The organism is Curvibacter sp. APW13 (genome assembly GCF_032337135.1).
Classification (GTDB): domain Bacteria; phylum Pseudomonadota; class Gammaproteobacteria; order Burkholderiales; family Burkholderiaceae_C; genus Allorhodoferax.
The window spans coordinates 407,320-423,099 of the sequence record NZ_JAVXZZ010000002.1; the positions used below are offsets into that span (position 1 = coordinate 407,320).

14 protein-coding genes and 2 tRNA genes are annotated in these 15,780 nt (G+C 57.9%); 10 read left to right on the plus strand and 6 right to left on the minus strand.

Annotation, left to right across the window (positions count from 1 at the left end; translation table 11 throughout):
- Nucleotides 1-5: 5 nt before the first annotated feature.
- On the minus strand, nucleotides 6-743 hold the full coding sequence (locus RQP54_RS10205; RefSeq protein ID WP_315678156.1) for an arginyltransferase: 738 nt from the start codon (nucleotides 741-743) through the stop codon (nucleotides 6-8).
- A complete protein-coding gene (gene aat / locus RQP54_RS10210; RefSeq protein ID WP_315678157.1) occupies nucleotides 727-1,497 on the minus strand; it encodes a leucyl/phenylalanyl-tRNA--protein transferase in 771 nt (256 codons plus the stop codon). The genes RQP54_RS10205 and aat overlap by 17 nt, the downstream gene beginning before the upstream one ends.
- A gap of 64 nt (nucleotides 1,498-1,561) precedes the next feature.
- Here aat and RQP54_RS10215 point away from each other — a divergent pair.
- The 3 genes from RQP54_RS10215 (at nucleotide 1,562) to RQP54_RS10225 (ending at nucleotide 2,220) form a co-directional block, all read left to right on the plus strand.
- A tRNA-Pro gene (locus tag RQP54_RS10215) sits at nucleotides 1,562-1,638 on the plus strand.
- 36 nt (nucleotides 1,639-1,674) lie between these two features.
- A tRNA-Arg gene (locus tag RQP54_RS10220) sits at nucleotides 1,675-1,751 on the plus strand.
- Nucleotides 1,752-1,953: 202 nt separating this feature from the next.
- Nucleotides 1,954-2,220 carry a hypothetical protein gene (locus RQP54_RS10225; protein WP_315678158.1) on the plus strand — a complete coding sequence of 89 codons (267 nt, stop codon included), beginning with the start codon at nucleotides 1,954-1,956 and terminating at the stop codon, nucleotides 2,218-2,220.
- Here RQP54_RS10225 and murI read toward each other — a convergent pair.
- Genes murI through RQP54_RS10240 form a run of 3 tightly spaced genes read right to left on the minus strand, consistent with a single transcriptional unit; the run spans nucleotide 2,161 to nucleotide 5,214 of the window.
- Nucleotides 2,161-3,027, minus strand: coding sequence for a glutamate racemase (murI, locus tag RQP54_RS10230; RefSeq protein WP_315678159.1), 867 nt, complete (start codon nucleotides 3,025-3,027; stop codon nucleotides 2,161-2,163). The genes RQP54_RS10225 and murI overlap by 60 nt on opposite strands.
- A 7-nt stretch (nucleotides 3,028-3,034) precedes the next feature.
- Nucleotides 3,035-4,585 carry a fumarate hydratase gene (locus RQP54_RS10235; RefSeq protein ID WP_315678160.1) on the minus strand — a complete coding sequence of 517 codons (1,551 nt, stop codon included), beginning with the start codon at nucleotides 4,583-4,585 and terminating at the stop codon, nucleotides 3,035-3,037.
- A 20-nt stretch (nucleotides 4,586-4,605) separates the two neighbouring features.
- Nucleotides 4,606-5,214, minus strand: coding sequence for a TIGR00645 family protein (locus RQP54_RS10240; protein WP_315678162.1), 609 nt, complete (start codon nucleotides 5,212-5,214; stop codon nucleotides 4,606-4,608).
- 144 nt (nucleotides 5,215-5,358) lie between these two features.
- Between RQP54_RS10240 and acs the strand changes: the two genes are divergently transcribed.
- The gene (gene acs / locus RQP54_RS10245) at nucleotides 5,359-7,353 is read left to right on the plus strand and encodes an acetate--CoA ligase (protein WP_315678164.1); all 1,995 of its coding nucleotides are present in this window, start codon (nucleotides 5,359-5,361) and stop codon (nucleotides 7,351-7,353) included.
- A gap of 113 nt (nucleotides 7,354-7,466) precedes the next feature.
- Here acs and RQP54_RS10250 read toward each other — a convergent pair whose 3' ends face one another.
- Complete coding sequence (locus RQP54_RS10250; protein ID WP_315678165.1) at nucleotides 7,467-7,781, minus strand: c-type cytochrome; 315 nt, start codon at nucleotides 7,779-7,781, stop codon at nucleotides 7,467-7,469.
- 98 nt (nucleotides 7,782-7,879) lie between these two features.
- Between RQP54_RS10250 and RQP54_RS10255 the strand changes: the two genes are divergently transcribed.
- From RQP54_RS10255 to RQP54_RS10280, 6 genes are all read left to right on the plus strand, one after another.
- Nucleotides 7,880-8,122 (plus strand): TIGR04438 family Trp-rich protein, encoded by a 243-nt coding sequence (locus RQP54_RS10255; protein ID WP_315678166.1) that lies wholly within the window; start codon nucleotides 7,880-7,882, stop codon nucleotides 8,120-8,122.
- Nucleotides 8,123-8,131: 9 nt separating this feature from the next.
- Nucleotides 8,132-8,947: a prolipoprotein diacylglyceryl transferase gene (gene lgt / locus RQP54_RS10260; protein WP_315678167.1), complete on the plus strand. Its 816-nt coding sequence runs from the start codon at nucleotides 8,132-8,134 to the stop codon at nucleotides 8,945-8,947.
- A gap of 76 nt (nucleotides 8,948-9,023) precedes the next feature.
- Nucleotides 9,024-9,836, plus strand: a complete 813-nt coding sequence (locus RQP54_RS10265; protein ID WP_315678169.1) for an enoyl-CoA hydratase/isomerase family protein — start codon at nucleotides 9,024-9,026, stop codon at nucleotides 9,834-9,836.
- Between the two features lie 130 nt (nucleotides 9,837-9,966).
- A complete protein-coding gene (locus RQP54_RS10270; protein WP_315678170.1) occupies nucleotides 9,967-11,106 on the plus strand; it encodes an FIST signal transduction protein in 1,140 nt (379 codons plus the stop codon).
- Between the two features lie 23 nt (nucleotides 11,107-11,129).
- Nucleotides 11,130-14,699: a response regulator gene (locus tag RQP54_RS10275; RefSeq protein WP_315678171.1), complete on the plus strand. Its 3,570-nt coding sequence runs from the start codon at nucleotides 11,130-11,132 to the stop codon at nucleotides 14,697-14,699.
- Between the two features lie 34 nt (nucleotides 14,700-14,733).
- The gene (locus RQP54_RS10280) at nucleotides 14,734-15,762 is read left to right on the plus strand and encodes an HD domain-containing phosphohydrolase (RefSeq protein ID WP_315678173.1); all 1,029 of its coding nucleotides are present in this window, start codon (nucleotides 14,734-14,736) and stop codon (nucleotides 15,760-15,762) included.
- Nucleotides 15,763-15,780 lie beyond the last annotated feature (18 nt).

The window sequence follows — 15,780 nt, forward strand, 5'->3', positions numbered from 1 at the left end:
TGTACTCACTCTGGCTGCAACCAAACCCCGTTGCGATAAATTTCGAAGGGACGAAACCGCGCCTTGTAGCTCATCTTGGGGCTGGCGGGAATCCAGTATCCCAGGTAAAGAAATGGCAGCCCCAACTGCCGAGCCCAGTGCACCTGCCATAAAACGTTGAATGTGCCGTAGCTTGCCTGCTCATGGGGTTCGAAGAACGTGTAGACCGCTGACAGCCCGTCTTGCAAGACATCAACGATGGAAACCATCTTCAGTGTCGATTGGTTACCGGCTTCCTCCACATTGTGAAATTCTACGAGTTTTGTCGGTACTTGGCTCTGCAGCAAGAATTGACGGTACTGCTCGGAGTCATCGCGATCCATGCCCCCGTCGGGGTGGCGAGCGGATTGGTAGCGGGTGTACAGATCAAAATGCTTGGCATCAAATTCCAGGTCGCGGATATGCGCTTGCAGCGAGCCGTGGGCATTCCAAGCCCGGCGCTGGGAGCGGCTGGGATCGAACTCGGCGACACGAATGCGCAGTGGGGTGCACTGAGTGCACATGTCACAGTGCGGACGATAGGTAAACAGTCCACTACGCCGAAAGCCCTGTGCAATCAACGATGAATAGGAATTCCCTGAAATGCCATGGCTCGGGCTGGCGACTTGCGATCGAGCCATGCGACCTGGCAGGTAGCTGCACTCGTAGGGCGCCGTCGCATAGAACTGAACGGTGTTCGCTGATACGTCATTCAGGTCGGACATCATCGGGGTGTCGGGCGGCGAGCAGGGGATTCCAGTATAGGTGCTTCCACGTCCAGTCAATCGGTTGCTGCTCGCATTCGCGTATCAATTGGGCTTGGAAGGCGGTTCGAGACCATGGGCGTGCCCCAAGGGAGTACAGGTGACGAGTCTGTTGCTGGCAGTCAATGGCGGTGACGCCATGCTGCAGGCACAACGCCACCAGGGCCGCCAAGGCGATCTTGGACCCATCGCTTTCCACTGAGAACATGGACTCGCCAAACACGGCATGTCCGATGCCAACACAATACAAACCACCCACCAGACGCCCCTCCACCCAAGTTTCGACACTATGGGCGTGGCCAGCATGATGCAATGCTGTATACGCCTGCACCATGGGCTTGACGATCCAGGTTCCGTTCTGACCGTCGCGCGGGGTTGAGGCACAGCGGGCGATGACGCGCGCAAAATCGCAGTCAATGCGTATTTCGCAGTTCGGGTTGGCGATAAATCGGCGCAGTATCTTCCGGAACGATCGGTGGATGCGAAATTGACGGGTGTCCAGCACCATTCTTGGGTCGGTGCTCCACCAGAGGATCGGTTGGTCCTCGGAGTACCAAGGAAAGATTCCTTGTCGGTAGGCGGCCAACAAACGTGACACGCTGAGATCAGCGCCGGCGGCAAGCAGCCCCGGGGCTTCGGATTCTTGCGGCCACGCCTGTTCTATGGGAGGGAACGCGGAGTCCAGGCTGAGCCAAGGCAAGGGGTGTGACGGCATGGGTTAAATTCTCGGCGGTTGCCGAAGGGATCGAGGCTAGCTTCAGGGTAGAATACTAGATTGTCGGGGTGTAGCGCAGTCTGGTAGCGCATCTGCTTTGGGAGCAGAGGGTCGAAGGTTCGAATCCTTTCGCCCCGACCAATTTTCAAAAGGCCCGCAATCGGGCCTTTGTTCTTGGTGCCCGTAGCTCAGTTGGATAGAGCAACAGCCTTCTAAGCTGTGGGTCGGGGGTTCGATCCCCTCCGGGCACGCCAGTTTGGCCAGTTCGCTACTGGGCCGTTTCTCTGCCTCAATTCTTCCTTTTATCCCTCGTTGGGAGTAGTCCAATGGACTACGTATGAATGCGTGCGTCCGCACGTCCGCAGGAAAGGCTGAACGGTGGCTTGGGCTGTTTCTTCGATCAAGGATAGTTTGCTCGGGTGGCTGACGGGTTCCGTGCCGTCAGACGAGGATCGAATGCTGCTCGATGCGGCACGCTCCGCCATGATTGAGCTGCTGCTGTTCGACGCTCCTGCCATTGAAGAGACCTTTCAATTGGGTCTGTTGCAGCGCCTGCGCTATGCCAGTGACCTGGATGCATTGTGGTATCTGCGGCCAGAACTGGTGAGTGCCTTGGCGCAGCAATTGGGCGAACGCGAAGCCCAGTTGCGGGTCCTTGGGCTGTCACATCTGTTTGGCAGGCGCGCCGCTACTCATCGGTCCAACAGCTTGGTTGGGCGCTAAGTTGGCACTGTCCGGTAGCACCCCCAGCCAGCGTTGCAGTGCGGCAGCAAGGGCTTGCTTATCCCCGGTCGTGACGAATTCGGTTTGCCCTAACCTGTTCGTGTCGGGGTGGCGCAAACAATGTGTGGCCAGTACTTGGGCAGTGCGCTTGGCAACCGGAGTGCCTCCCTCGACAAAAAGCACCGTCGGTCCACACAGGCGCTGAAGGGTGTCGAGCGCGAACGGATAATGGGTGCAACCAAGCACCACCGTGTCGCAGTCGCCGAAATTCTGCCCAAAAGGTCCTATAGCCCTTGTGTATTCAGTGCATAGCGCTTCTATTTTCATAGCGTCATTGCGCTCGATGGCATCCGCCAATCCGTCGCATGCCTGCAGTTTCGGTGCTGCTGTTGCCGATAGCGACTGCAACAGCGTGCGAAACTTTTCGCTCTGCAGCGTTCCGCGTGTCGCCAGCACACCGACTCCACCAGTACGCGTTTGGGCCATTGCTGGCTTGACCGCTGGCTCAATACCCACGATGGGCAAGTCCGGATGGCTGGCGCGCAGTTCGGCTATGGCGGCTGCTGTGGCGGTGTTGCAGGCCACGACCAGTGCCTTGATGCCGTAACGGTAGCGCAATTCGTGTGTCAGCGCCTGTGCGCGCATGAGCACAGCCAGGTCATCCTTTTCGCCGTAGGGGGCATGGCCTGCATCAGCCACATAGACAAAGTCTTCCTCAGGCAGCTCGCTCCACAGTGCGCGCAAGACACTCAATCCACCGACGCCGCTGTCAAAGACCCCAATCGGTCGGCGGGCAAGTTCGTTCACGCCTGTGTCAATGGCTGGCAATGGCAATGTTCTTGAATTCACCCGTTGCTATTTTCTTTTGCCACTCGGCAGGACCTGTGATGTGGGCACTGGTGCCGCCTGCATCGACCGCCACGGTCACAGGCATATCAACCACGTCGAATTCGTAGATGGCTTCCATGCCGAGGTCCGCGAATCCCACTACCTTGGCGCCCTTGATGGCCTTGGATACGAGGTAGGCGGCGCCACCCACAGCCATCAGATAGGCCGACTTGTGGTTCTTGATCGCTTCTATGGCAACCGGGCCACGCTCGGCCTTGCCCACCATTGCGATGAGGCCTGTCTGGGCCAGCATCATGTCGGTGAACTTGTCCATGCGGGTGGCCGTGGTGGGGCCGGCCGGGCCGACGACTTCATCACGTACCGGGTCGACGGGGCCAACGTAGTAGATCACGCGGTTGGTGAAGTCCACAGGCAGCTTTTCACCCTTGGCCAGCATGTCCTGGATGCGCTTGTGCGCGGCGTCGCGTCCGGTGAGCATCTTGCCGTTGAGCAGCAGGGTCTGGCCCGGCTTCCAGCTGGCAACCTCTTCCTTGGTCAGGGTGTTCAGATCCACACGCTTGCTGGTTTCGGTGTTGGGGGTCCAGTCCACCTTGGGCCACAGGTCCAGGCTCGGAGCTTCCAGGTACACCGGGCCGGAGCCGTCCATGACGAAATGGGCGTGGCGGGTGGCGGCGCAGTTGGGGATCATGGCCACGGGCTTGGAGGCGGCGTGCGTGGGGTACATCTTGATCTTCACGTCCAGCACCGTGGTCAGGCCTCCCAGGCCCTGGGCACCGATGCCCAGCGCGTTGACCTTTTCGTACAGCTCCAGGCGCAGCTCTTCCACCTGGGTCAGCTTCTCGCCCTTGGCAGCCTTTGCTTGTAGCTCGTACATGTTGAGCTCGTCCATCAGGCTTTCCTTGGCCAGCAGCGCGGCCTTTTCCATGGTGCCGCCGATGCCGATGCCCAGCATGCCCGGTGGGCACCAGCCTGCACCCATGGTGGGCACGGTCTTGAGCACCCAGTCAACGAGGTTGTCGCTGGGGTTCATCATGATCATCTTGCTCTTGTTCTCGGAGCCACCGCCCTTGGCGGCCACGGTCACGTCCACTTTGTCGCCAGCCACGATTTCGGTAAAGATCACTGCTGGCGTGTTGTCCTTGGTGTTCTTGCGGGCGAACTGTGGGTCGTCCACCACGCTGGCGCGCAGCATGTTCTCGGCGTAGTTGTAGCCACGGCGTACGCCTTCATTCACGGCGTCTTCGAGGCTTCCAGTAAAGCCTTCCCAGCGCACGTTCATGCCGACTTTTAGGAACACATTGACGATACCGGTGTCCTGGCAAATGGGGCGGTGGCCAATGGCCGACATTTTGCTGTTGGTCAGGATCTGCGCCATGGCGTCCTTGGCTGCTGGGCTTTGCTCTTGCGCGTAGGCGCGGGCCAAGTGTTCGATGTAGTCACTGGGGTGGTAGTAGCTGATGTACTGCAGCGCTGCAGCTACGGATTCGATCAGGTCTTCTTGGCGAATGGTGGTCATGGCAGTGTCCAAAGGTAAAGTCAGTGTTTTGTACTGGGCGAAGCTGACATCAGCTTGTCGGTGTAAGCGATCGCCATGGCAGACAACAGGAAGGCGATGTGGATCACAGTTTGTGCGATCAGCACTTTCTCGTCGTAATTCGCCGCATTGATGAACGTCTTGAGCAGGTGGATGGAGCTAATGCCGATGATGGACATGGCTAGCTTGACCTTGAGTACCGAAGCATTGACATGGCCCAGCCATTCCGGTTGGTCAGGGTGTCCATCGAGATCCATGCGGCTGACGAAGGTTTCGTAGCCTCCAACGATGACCATGATGAGCAGATTGGAGATCATGACCACATCGATCAGCGCCAGCACCACCAGCATGATGATGGTCTCGTTCAGGCCCGTCGCGCCACCGATGGCGGACTCCTTGTAGCCGATGCTGGAGATCAGTGCCTGCAGAGCAGCCTGGCTGCCGAAAGCCGCTTCCAGGAGATGTACCAGCTCTACCCAGAAGTGAAAAACGTACACAGCCTGCGCAGCGATCAAGCCGAGGTAAAGCGGTAGCTGAAGCCATCGGCTGGCGAAAATGAAGGCGGGAAGGGGGCGCAGCCGAGGCGGCGTGGTATGGGGTGTGTTGGACATGGAGGTTCGGTGATCGAATACCACCCGATTGTAGGGCGGCGGCCATATGCCGCCAGCGAGGTTTGTCAGTATCCTCAGTCAGTAGGATGTAAGTGGATGCGCCGACATTCACGCCAGTTCTTACATCCCTGAGGAGACCTGTCCATGAGTGAACAAAGCGCCGCCATCGAGTCCGTACTGGTTGAAAACCGTGTGTTCCATCCCAGCGAAGCCTTCGTGACGGCTGCCCGCATTTCTGGCATGGACGGCTACAACGCCCTGTGCCGCGAAGCGGAACAGGATTTTGACGGCTTCTGGTCGCGCCTGGCCAAGGCCAATGTGGTCTGGAACAAGCCTTTCACCAAGGTGCTGGATGAGACCAACGCGCCGTTCTACAAATGGTTCGACGATGGCGAGTTGAACGCCTCGGCCAACTGCCTGGACAAGCACATGGGCACGCCCACCGAAAACAAGGTGGCGGTCATTTTCGAGGCCGATGACGGCACCGTCACCAAAACCACCTACAAGGAGCTGCTGGCCCGCGTGAGCCAGTTTGCCAATGCACTCAAGGCCAAGGGAATCCAGAAGGGTGATCGGGTGCTGGTGTACATGCCCATGACACTCGAAGGCGTGATCGCCATGCAGGCCTGCGCCCGTATCGGTGCCATCCACAGCGTCGTGTTCGGTGGCTTCTCTGCCAAAGCCGTGCAGGAGCGCATCATTGACGGCGGTGCCGTGGCCGTCATCACCAGCAACTATCAGATGCGTGGCGGCAAGGAGTTGCCGCTGAAGGCCATCGTGGACGAGGCGCTGGGCATGGGCGGCTGCGAAGCCGTCAAGACCGTATTTGTGTTCGAACGCACCAAGACCGCGTGCAACATGGTGGCAGGCCGCGACCTGACGTTCGACCAGGCGCTGGCGGGTCAAAGCTCGGAGTGCGCGCCGGTGGCCGTGGGTGCGGAGCATCCGCTGTTCATTCTTTACACCTCCGGCTCCACCGGCAAACCCAAGGGTGTACAGCATTCCACGGGCGGCTACCTGCTGTGGGCCAAGCTGACCATGGACTGGACGTTTGACCTGAAGCCCGAAGACGTGTTCTGGTGCACGGCCGACATCGGCTGGATCACCGGCCACAGCTACGTGGCCTACGGCCCGCTGGCCGCAGGTGCTACCCAGGTCATCTTCGAAGGTGTGCCCACCTACCCCAACGCCGGCCGTTTCTGGCAGATGATCGAGCGCCACAGTGTGTCGCTGTTCTACACCGCACCGACTGCCATCCGTTCGCTCATCAAAGCGGCGGAAACCGACGAGAAGGTGCACCCCAAGAACTGGAACCTGAACTCCCTGCGCGTGCTCGGCTCGGTGGGCGAACCCATCAACCCCGAAGCCTGGATGTGGTACTACAAGCACGTGGGCGGCGAGCGTTGCCCGATTGTCGACACCTTCTGGCAAACCGAAACCGGCGGCCACATGATGAGCCCCATGCCCGGTGCCACACCGCTGGTTCCCGGTAGCTGCACCTTGCCGCTGCCCGGCATCATGGCCGCTATCGTCGACGAGGCTGGCAACGAAATGCCCAACGGCGCTGGCGGCATCCTGGTCGTGAAGCGCCCCTGGCCATCGATGATCCGCACCATCTGGAACGACCCCGAGCGTTTTAAGAAGAGCTACTTCCCTGAGGAACTCAAGGGCTACTACCTGGCTGGCGACGGTGCCGTGCGCAGCGCCGATCGTGGGTACTTCCGCATTACCGGTCGCATCGACGATGTGTTGAACGTGTCGGGCCACCGCATGGGCACCATGGAAATCGAATCGGCCCTGGTGGCCAAGACCGACCTGGTGGCCGAAGCTGCTGTGGTGGGACGTCCCGATGATTTGACCGGTGAAGCTATCTGCGCCTTCGTCGTGCTGAAGCGCCCGCTGCCCAGCACTGACGAAGGCAAGGCCATTGCCAAAGAGCTGCGCGACTGGGTGGCCAAGGAGATTGGCCCCATCGCCAAGCCCAAGGACATCCGCTTTGGTGAAAACCTGCCCAAGACCCGCTCGGGCAAGATCATGCGCCGTCTGCTGCGTTCGCTGGCCAAGGGCGAGTCCATCACCCAGGACACCTCGACTCTGGAGAACCCTGCCATCTTGGATCAATTGGGCCAGACCTACTGATCTGGAAAAGCCCGCAAGGGTTTTTTCCGAGTTGACGCAAAAAAGCCGCTGTAAAAACAGCGGCTTTTTTGTCCCTGCAGACTGTCAGGCGCTGCTGGGTGAGTGCGGAAGGATTACTTCAGCCCCAGAACCCAAGTCGCCAGCTGCTTGGCTTCAGCTTCGCTGACTTGAGGGTTTGCGGGCATGGGAGCCGGGCCAAATGAACCGGAGCCGCCCTTGATGATCTTGGTAGCCAGCTTGTCCACGGCACCCTTGTCGCCCTTGTACTTGGCGGCAACTTCCTTGTAAGCGGGACCGACGACCTTTTTGTCGACGGAGTGGCAGGCCAGGCAGTTCTTCTTCTTGGCCAGGTCTTCGTTCGCGAAGGCAGGGGCGGTGGCCAATACTGCGAGGGCGCCGAGGGCGGCGGTCAAGACGATCTTCTTCATAAGTTGCCTTTCAGGGTTGGGTTACAGTAAGCGAACGCGATTGTAGTCACGGTGGTTGACATAGCTCTTACCGTCTTTGCAGTTTCTTGGAGTAGTTTATGTATTTTCTCTATGCTGGTGTCGTGTTGACGCTGATGAAGTACCTTGAGATCGATCCAGTAGCTTCATGGGCGTGGTGGGTGGTGCTGACCCCCTTCGGGCTGGCATCGGCCTGGTGGATCTGGGCAGACACGACGGGTTACACCAAGAAGAAGGCGATGGAGCGGGAAGATGCCAAGCGCGATGCCCGCATCGCCAAAAACAAGGACGCCATGGGCACCCTGAACAAGAGAAAGCGTTAGACCTTTTGCATGTTGATCCATCCCCAAATTAACCCGGTTGCGTTGAAACTGGGACCCATTGCCGTTCATTGGTACGGCATTACCTATCTGGTGGCATTTGCACTCTTCATGGTCTTGGGGCGGGCGAGGCTGCAGCACCCTGGATTTTCTGCAACGGCAGGTAACTCCGCCTGGCGCTTTGCCGATGTCGAGGACATTCTTTTTTTGGGTGTGGTTGGGGTCGTGCTGGGCGGGCGTCTTGGGTATTGCCTCTTTTACAAGCCGGCTTACTACGCCAGCCATCCCCTAGAGGTGTTTGCTGTGTGGCAGGGCGGCATGAGTTTCCATGGGGGCCTGCTTGGTGTTATTGGTGCGATGGTGTGGTTTGCCTATACGCGCCGTCGAAGCTTCTGGGAGGTGGCGGACTTTGTCGCCCCGTGTGTTCCCACGGGCCTGGCCAGCGGTCGGGTAGGTAACTTCATCAATGGTGAACTGTGGGGACGCGTGGCTGATCCAGCCCTTCCTTGGGGCATGGTGTTTCGCGACGCTGGGGACTTGCCTCGGCATCCGTCGCAGGTATACCAATTTCTGTTGGAGGGGCTGTTGCTTTTCGTGCTGCTGTGGTGGTATGGCAAGGGGCAGCGCCAGCGTGGTCAAGTGGCCGCGGCGTTTCTGTTCGGCTATGGCCTGTTTCGCTTCATTGCAGAGTTCTTTCGGGAGCCCGACGCGCATCTCGGCTTACTGGCGTTGGGCATGAGCATGGGGCAATGGTTATGCATTCCGATGGTGGCCGCAGGGGCAGCACTCTGGTACTGGTTCAGCGTCAGGAACTCGGGGCAAAATTGACCGCTCCCTTGGCATTTGCTTTGTGGGTAGCTATTAAATAGATAGCGAATGATCCACCTTTTCGAGGAGTGCCGGTATGGCTGGCGGTGAGGTCAAGGTAGTGCGGCACGACGACTGGGTTCAGGTTGTTCTGAATCACCCGGGAAAGTTCAATGCCATGTCGCGCTCCATGTGGCGTGAACTGCGGCAGGTATTTGCGACCCTGCAAGAGCATACGAACCTTCGCTGCGTTCTGTTGAGCGGTGCCAATGGCCATTTCTGTGCGGGTGGTGACATTTCGGAATACCCTGATTTCCGCTTCCAGCCGGAGACATTGCGCTCCTTTCATGAAGAGGATGTCTGGGGGGCCCTGCAGTGCATGCTGGATTGCGACGTGCCTATCGTGGCTCGCATCGACGGCAACTGTATGGGGGCAGGGGTTGAAATTGCCAGTTGTTGTGATGTCCGGCTTGGCGCGGCATCGTCGCGGTATGGTGCACCCATTGCTCGACTGGGATTCCCGATGGCGGAAAAAGAGGCTGCTTTGGTTTCCCGTGCTGTGGGTGATAGCGTGGCCCGTGCCATGTTGTTGGGCGCAGAGGTCTTCGACGCGAACCGCATGCTTCAGTGTGGGTTTCTGACCCATTGCGTCGACGATCAACGGCTGGAGGCCGATGCGATGGCCTTCGTAGTGCGCCAGGTGCAACTGGCGCCTCTGGCTACCCGTGCACACAAGCGGATGTTCAGGGCATTGAGTCTTATCGGCTGTCACGCAGACGAGGCGCAGAGCGCTTTGAATTCGGTAGCGAATGAGAGCATCGATCCATATGCCTATGCGGACTCACCGGAACATAGGGAAGGGATCGAGGCATTCCTGCAGAAACGCAAGCCGCGATTTTCGGGATCCTAGTACTGCGTCTTTGCAATCGCCCCCATACCGTGGCGAGAGTTGCACACTTCGTTCTATGATGTGCTTGGAGCCGATTCCCAAATATCGGAATGCGGTGGTACCTCAAACATTGACGACTGAGGAGTCGGACATGAAATCCCTGCAGCTTTCCATCGCTGAAGCCAACGCTGCCAGCGCCGACTATTCCGACTTGGTGGCCTTGCAGCCAAGTCTGGTCTTGGCTTTCGGGTCAGTCAAGGGAATACAAGCCGCGGCAGGGAGTTTGGTAAGGGCATTTCCGCAGGCTCATCTTGCCGGGTGTTCGACTGCTGGTGAAATCTCGCGAAACGGCGTCGATGATGGAACGCTGGTGGTTACCGGCATCCATTTCGATTCGGTGGATGTACGGCAGAGTACGACGCAACTCGCCGAGATGACTGACTCCCGTGACGCTGGCATCAGGCTGGCCCAGGGGCTTCCAAGGCAGGGGTTGAGAGCAGTTTTGGTTTTTGGCCAAGGGGTCCAGATCAATGGCAGTGCTGTGATTGACGGAATGGTCTCGGTGCTTGGCCAAAGTCTACCCATCACTGGAGGTTTGGCGGGTGATGGCGGCGCGTTTGCACAGACCCTTGTGCTGGACGATGGCGGCGTCAGCAACGACCGTCTGGTAGCGATCGGGCTTTACGGCGATGCCCTTGTGTTTTCCCATGGCTCCTTTGGGGGGTGGTCTCCATTTGGACCCGCACGCAAAGTTACGCGAGCGGTTAACAACGTCCTGTATGAATTGGATGGAGAACCCGCGCTGAGGATCTACAAAAAGTATTTGGGTGAACATGCCAAGGGATTGCCGGCTTCAGGTCTGCTGTTCCCATTTGCCATGCTGGGAAGCGACCATAGTGAAATCGGTCTCATCCGCACCATCTTGGCGGTTGATGAGGCGGCCGGTAGCTTGACATTGGCGGGAGAAATTGACAACGACGGGTACCTCAAGCTCATGCACGCGAATACCGATGCACTTGTAGACGGTGCCGAAAGTGCGGCCCGGGCGGCTGCTGACATGCATGGCCGTGGACCAGGCGGACTGGCATTGCTGGTGAGTTGTGTCGGACGTAAGTTGGTGATGGGGGGGCGCGTGGACGAAGAGGTCGAGGCCGTGGGCGATGTTTTTGGAAGCGGTGCGACGCTAGCTGGGTTCTATTCTTATGGCGAGATCAGTCCCTTCACCAAGGCCGTTGACTGCAAACTGCATAACCAGACCATGACCGTCACATACATCGGCGAGGCGGGCTGAGTCGCAGCGGAGATAGCACGGGCATGCATAAGCTGTTGGCGCGCCAGGCAAAGCGTGTATTGGGGCTGGACGAGGCCTCGATGCAGTCGGTTCTGGGCGAATTGGGGAAGTTGGCCCCCTCTGCCGGGAATCAGTTGTCACCGCAGGCAGTGCACGTGTTGCTCCGGTTGGGTGATTTCCTGTCCAAGGTGGATGAAGCCTATCAGCAGAATGACCGTGATCTGGAGCTCAAGACACGCAGTCTGGAGCTAAGTTCGGCAGAGTTGACCGAGACCAATCAGCGCTTGCGTGCGGAACTTGCAAGCCGCACCCGTGCCATTGATTCACTCAAGAGCACAGCGATATCACTGATGGACTTTGTCGACATGGACCAGGAAGCGTTCAAGGACGACAACCTGGAGAGTCTTTCGGAATTGATGAGTACGCTGTTCCGGGAGCGTGAAGAGACGCAGAAAGACCTGCAGGCCGCCTTGGCGGATCTGGCCCACCAGAAATTTGCATTGGACCAGCATGCCATTGTGAGCATTACAGATGTTGCGGGCAACATCACCTATGCCAACGACAAGTTTTGTCAGATCAGTGGGTATACACGCAAGGAATTGATCGGGCAGAGCCACAGGATGCTCAATGCCGGCGTGCATACACCCAAGTACTTCGCTGCGATGTGGGACACCATTTGTGCCGGGAAGGTCTGGAATGGGGAAGTTTGCAGTCGCGCCAAAGGCGGGGCGCTTTTCTGGGTGGATGCAACCATCGTGCCGTTGCGCGGGGAAGATGGTCGACCGTCGATGTTCATTGCCATACGCACCGACATCACGGAACGCAAGGCGATGGAGTCCAAAATCAAGGCGGCAGAGGCACGGTTGAGGCGGATCACCAATGCCGTGCCCGGAGTCGTATTTCAGGGACAAGTGGGGGGTGATCGGTTCTCTTTCAATTTCGTTAGCGAACGAGTCTTCGATGTGCTGGGGCTCAGCGCTAACGATGTCCTGGCCCAGCCGCAGTTGGTCGGACGTCAACTGCTGGTTGAAGATGCGAAGCGGGTTTTCGACGGTATTCGGCGAGCCGCTTTAAGCCGCTCTCAATGGCGAGGAGACTATCGCGTTCGCATCCCCGATGGCAGCGTGCGTTGGATTCGCGCAGAGATCAGTCCTGAAAGCGAGCCTGCGCCCAACGGCGACACGGTATTTACAGGTATTTGGCAGGATGTAACCGAACTGGTCGAAGCCGATGCGCGCTTGCGGGAGATCACCCGATTGGTTCCTGTGGCGGTGTACCAGTACCGACTGTATCCTGATGGAACACATACCATCCCGTTCATCAGTGCGGCCATTCAGACCATCGCCGGAGTTGCGCCCGAATCCATCATCGCGTCTCCGGATCAGATCTTCCGCCAAGTTCATCCAGACGACGTTTTGGCATTGAATGCATCGATCGCCAATGCCTACTCGGCCAATACCGTCTGGGCCGAGGATTTCCGATTTGTCCATGCGGATTCTGGTCAGGTGGTCTGGGTGCATGCGGAATCGCAACCTAAACGGTCAAGCGACGGATCGACCGTCTTCACCGGGTACTTGGCCGACATCACGGCCGCGAAATTGGCCAGTGAAGAGCTACAGCAGGCCATGGCTGCAGCGGAAGCTGCCAACAAGGCCAAGTCAGACTTTCTTGCGAACATGAGCCACGAAATCCGCACCCCGATGAACGGGGTGATTGGTATGACGGAACTATTGCTCGATACCCGTCTGGATGCGGAGCAGCAGGAGTACCTCGGTATCGTGAAGTCTTCGTCCGAAGCGCTTCTGCGGGTTATCAATGACATTCTCGACTTCTCCAAGATCGAGGCCGGAAAGCTGCTGATCGAGAATATTCCTTTCCGCATTGGGCACACCGTTTCGGAAGCTTTGAAGAGTACAGCGCTGCGCGCACAAGAGAAGGGACTGGAGCTGGTGTGTGACATCGATCCGGACGTACCCAGTTACGTCATCGGTGATCCAGGCCGTCTGCGGCAGATACTGATCAACGTTGTCGGCAACGCGATCAAGTTCACTGCCAAAGGTGAAATACTTGTGCGGGTTCAGCGCGCCGCGGCGCCAAACGCGGATCCCTCGCTGATCGAGTTCAGTGTCCAAGACACGGGGATCGGAATCCCTGCTGACAAGCTGGAATCGATATTCGAAGCGTTTTCACAAGAAGATAGCTCGATCACCCGCAAGTATGGTGGGACAGGCTTGGGGCTAACCATCTGTGCGCGGCTGGCGCAGGCGATGGGCGGCAAGATCTGGGTTGAGAGTGAACTCGGCAAGGGGAGTACCTTTCACGTAACCATGCGCCTGAAGCCTGATCCGGCCAGGCGGTACGCAGGCGACTCGTTTGTCGATCTTTCTGGCAAGCGTATCCTCGTCGTCGATGACAATGAAGTGAACCGAACGGTTCTAGTTGCCACGTTGCTAAACGCCGGCATGCAGGTTCATGCTGTTGATTCAGGCACCAGTGCGTTGGCTTGGTTGTACGAACAGCAGGCCGCTCGTGCATCCTGTGACATGGTTCTGTTGGATGCGCAAATGCCGGATGTGGATGGATTCACTACTGCGGAGCGGATTGTTCAAGCAGGAAGCTTTCCGGGTGTTCCCATGCTCATGCTTTCCAGCGCTGGCATGAAGGGTGACGCGCAACGTGCTCAGGAGGTGGGAATTGCAGGCTACATCAGCAAGCCGGTAACGCGTGACGAACTTCTCGAGGCCATTTCCCGTCTGATGGAACCAACAGGTCTCCGCCAGAGTCAATTGGTTACTCGCCATTCCATGCGTGATCAGCAAAAGGCGATGCATGTTTTGTTGGTTGAAGACCACGTGGTGAACCAGAAACTTGCCCTCGCATTGCTTGAGCGTTGGGGTCATCATGTTGATGTCGCAGACAACGGTCGCATTGGTGTGGACATGACACTGACTGGGAAGTACGACGTCGTACTGATGGACATGATGATGCCGGAGATGGATGGGCTGGAGGCCACACGGTTGATTCGCTCCAAGGAGCGTTCCGGCCGTGTTCCTATCGTGGCGATGACGGCGAACGCCATGCAAGGTGACCGCGAGCGTTGCCTAGAAGCCGGGATGGATGACTACGTTTCCAAACCAATTGCTGCACATGAACTCCAGAAGGTTCTCGAGCGATTGAATCCGTACAAGCCGGTACCCGGAAATGGGCATGGTGCCGCTGTAGCCGGTATGCCTGAGCGTACTGATGGTCTGCTGCCTCGTTTTGACTACGTTGAGGCGATGCGGCAGCAGGACATGGAAATGGTCGAAATCATCGCAGACGCATTTTTGAAACAATGGCCCATTGACAGGGCTCGCTTGGAATCAGCCTTCGCCGCGGGCGATCAAATGAGCTTCATGCTGGTGATGCATGCGCTGCGAGGCAATCTCAGTTTGTTCGGCGCTCAGCCTGCCGCGCAACTTGCGGCACAACTCGAAGCTGGAGTGCGTGCGGGTTTCGAGCCCACCATGCAGGACACAATGGTGCTATTGTTTGCCGAACTGGGTATGGTGGTCGCTGCCCTGCAGGAAGTCATTGGGCGAACGACGGAATAACTGAGCGGAATACATCAAGATGACACAGCGGGTATTGATCGTTGACGACAATGAAGTGAACCTGGTTCTCTTTGATGCCTTGGTGAAAAAAATCGATGGTGCAGAGGGGATATGCTTTGCGGCTCCCAAGCAGGCATTGGGCTGGGCCAGCACCAACGTATGCGATCTGCTGATTGTTGATTACATGATGCCCGAGATGGATGGCCTTGAATTCATTACTGAGTTCAAGGCTATCCAGCAGCAGACACATGTGCCGATTCTCATGATCACCGCCAACGATCAGAAACAGATCCGGTATCGTGCCCTGGATTCGGGTGCGACGGATTTCCTGACCAAACCGGTCGACAAGGTCGAGTTCCTTGCCAGGGTTAAGAACATGCTCACCGTTTCGGAGGCCCGCAGGAGCCTGCTCGATCGAGCAGCCTGGCTAGCGGATGAGGTCCGCAAAGCGACCGACGTCATTGTGCAGCGTGAGCGTGAAACGGTCATGCGACTATGTCGTGCTGCCGAATTCAGGGATCCGGAGACGGGAGCACACATTCTTCGCATGGCCCACTTTTCACGCATCATTGCTGCGCGAATGGGCATGTCCGTGGCGGAGCAGGATTTGTTGCTTGAAGCGGCCCCCATGCATGACATCGGCAAGGTGGGTATTGCCGACAATATCTTGCTCAAGCCTGGCAAGCTCGCCCCCGATGAATTTGAAATCATGAAGCAGCATGCCGTGATCGGCTACCGATTGTTGCAAGGCAGCTCATCCAGAACACTGCAGGTTGGTGCTGAGATAGCGTTGGGGCACCACGAAAAATGGGATGGAAGTGGCTATCCCGGAGGTCTTAAGGGTGAATCGATTCCGATTTTTAGTCGCATCGTTGCCGTGGCGGATGTCTTTGATGCACTGACGTCAGAGCGCCCCTACAAAAAGGCGTGGTCCGTGGAAGATGCCGTGAGTCATGTGAAGAACGGCGCAGGAGGACATTTTGATCCCCGCGTGGTGGAGGCCTTCTTGGCCAGCCTGAGCGAAGTACACGCGATTCGAGAACAGTACAAAGACGATGCTTGAGCTCTGAATTGCGCCGCG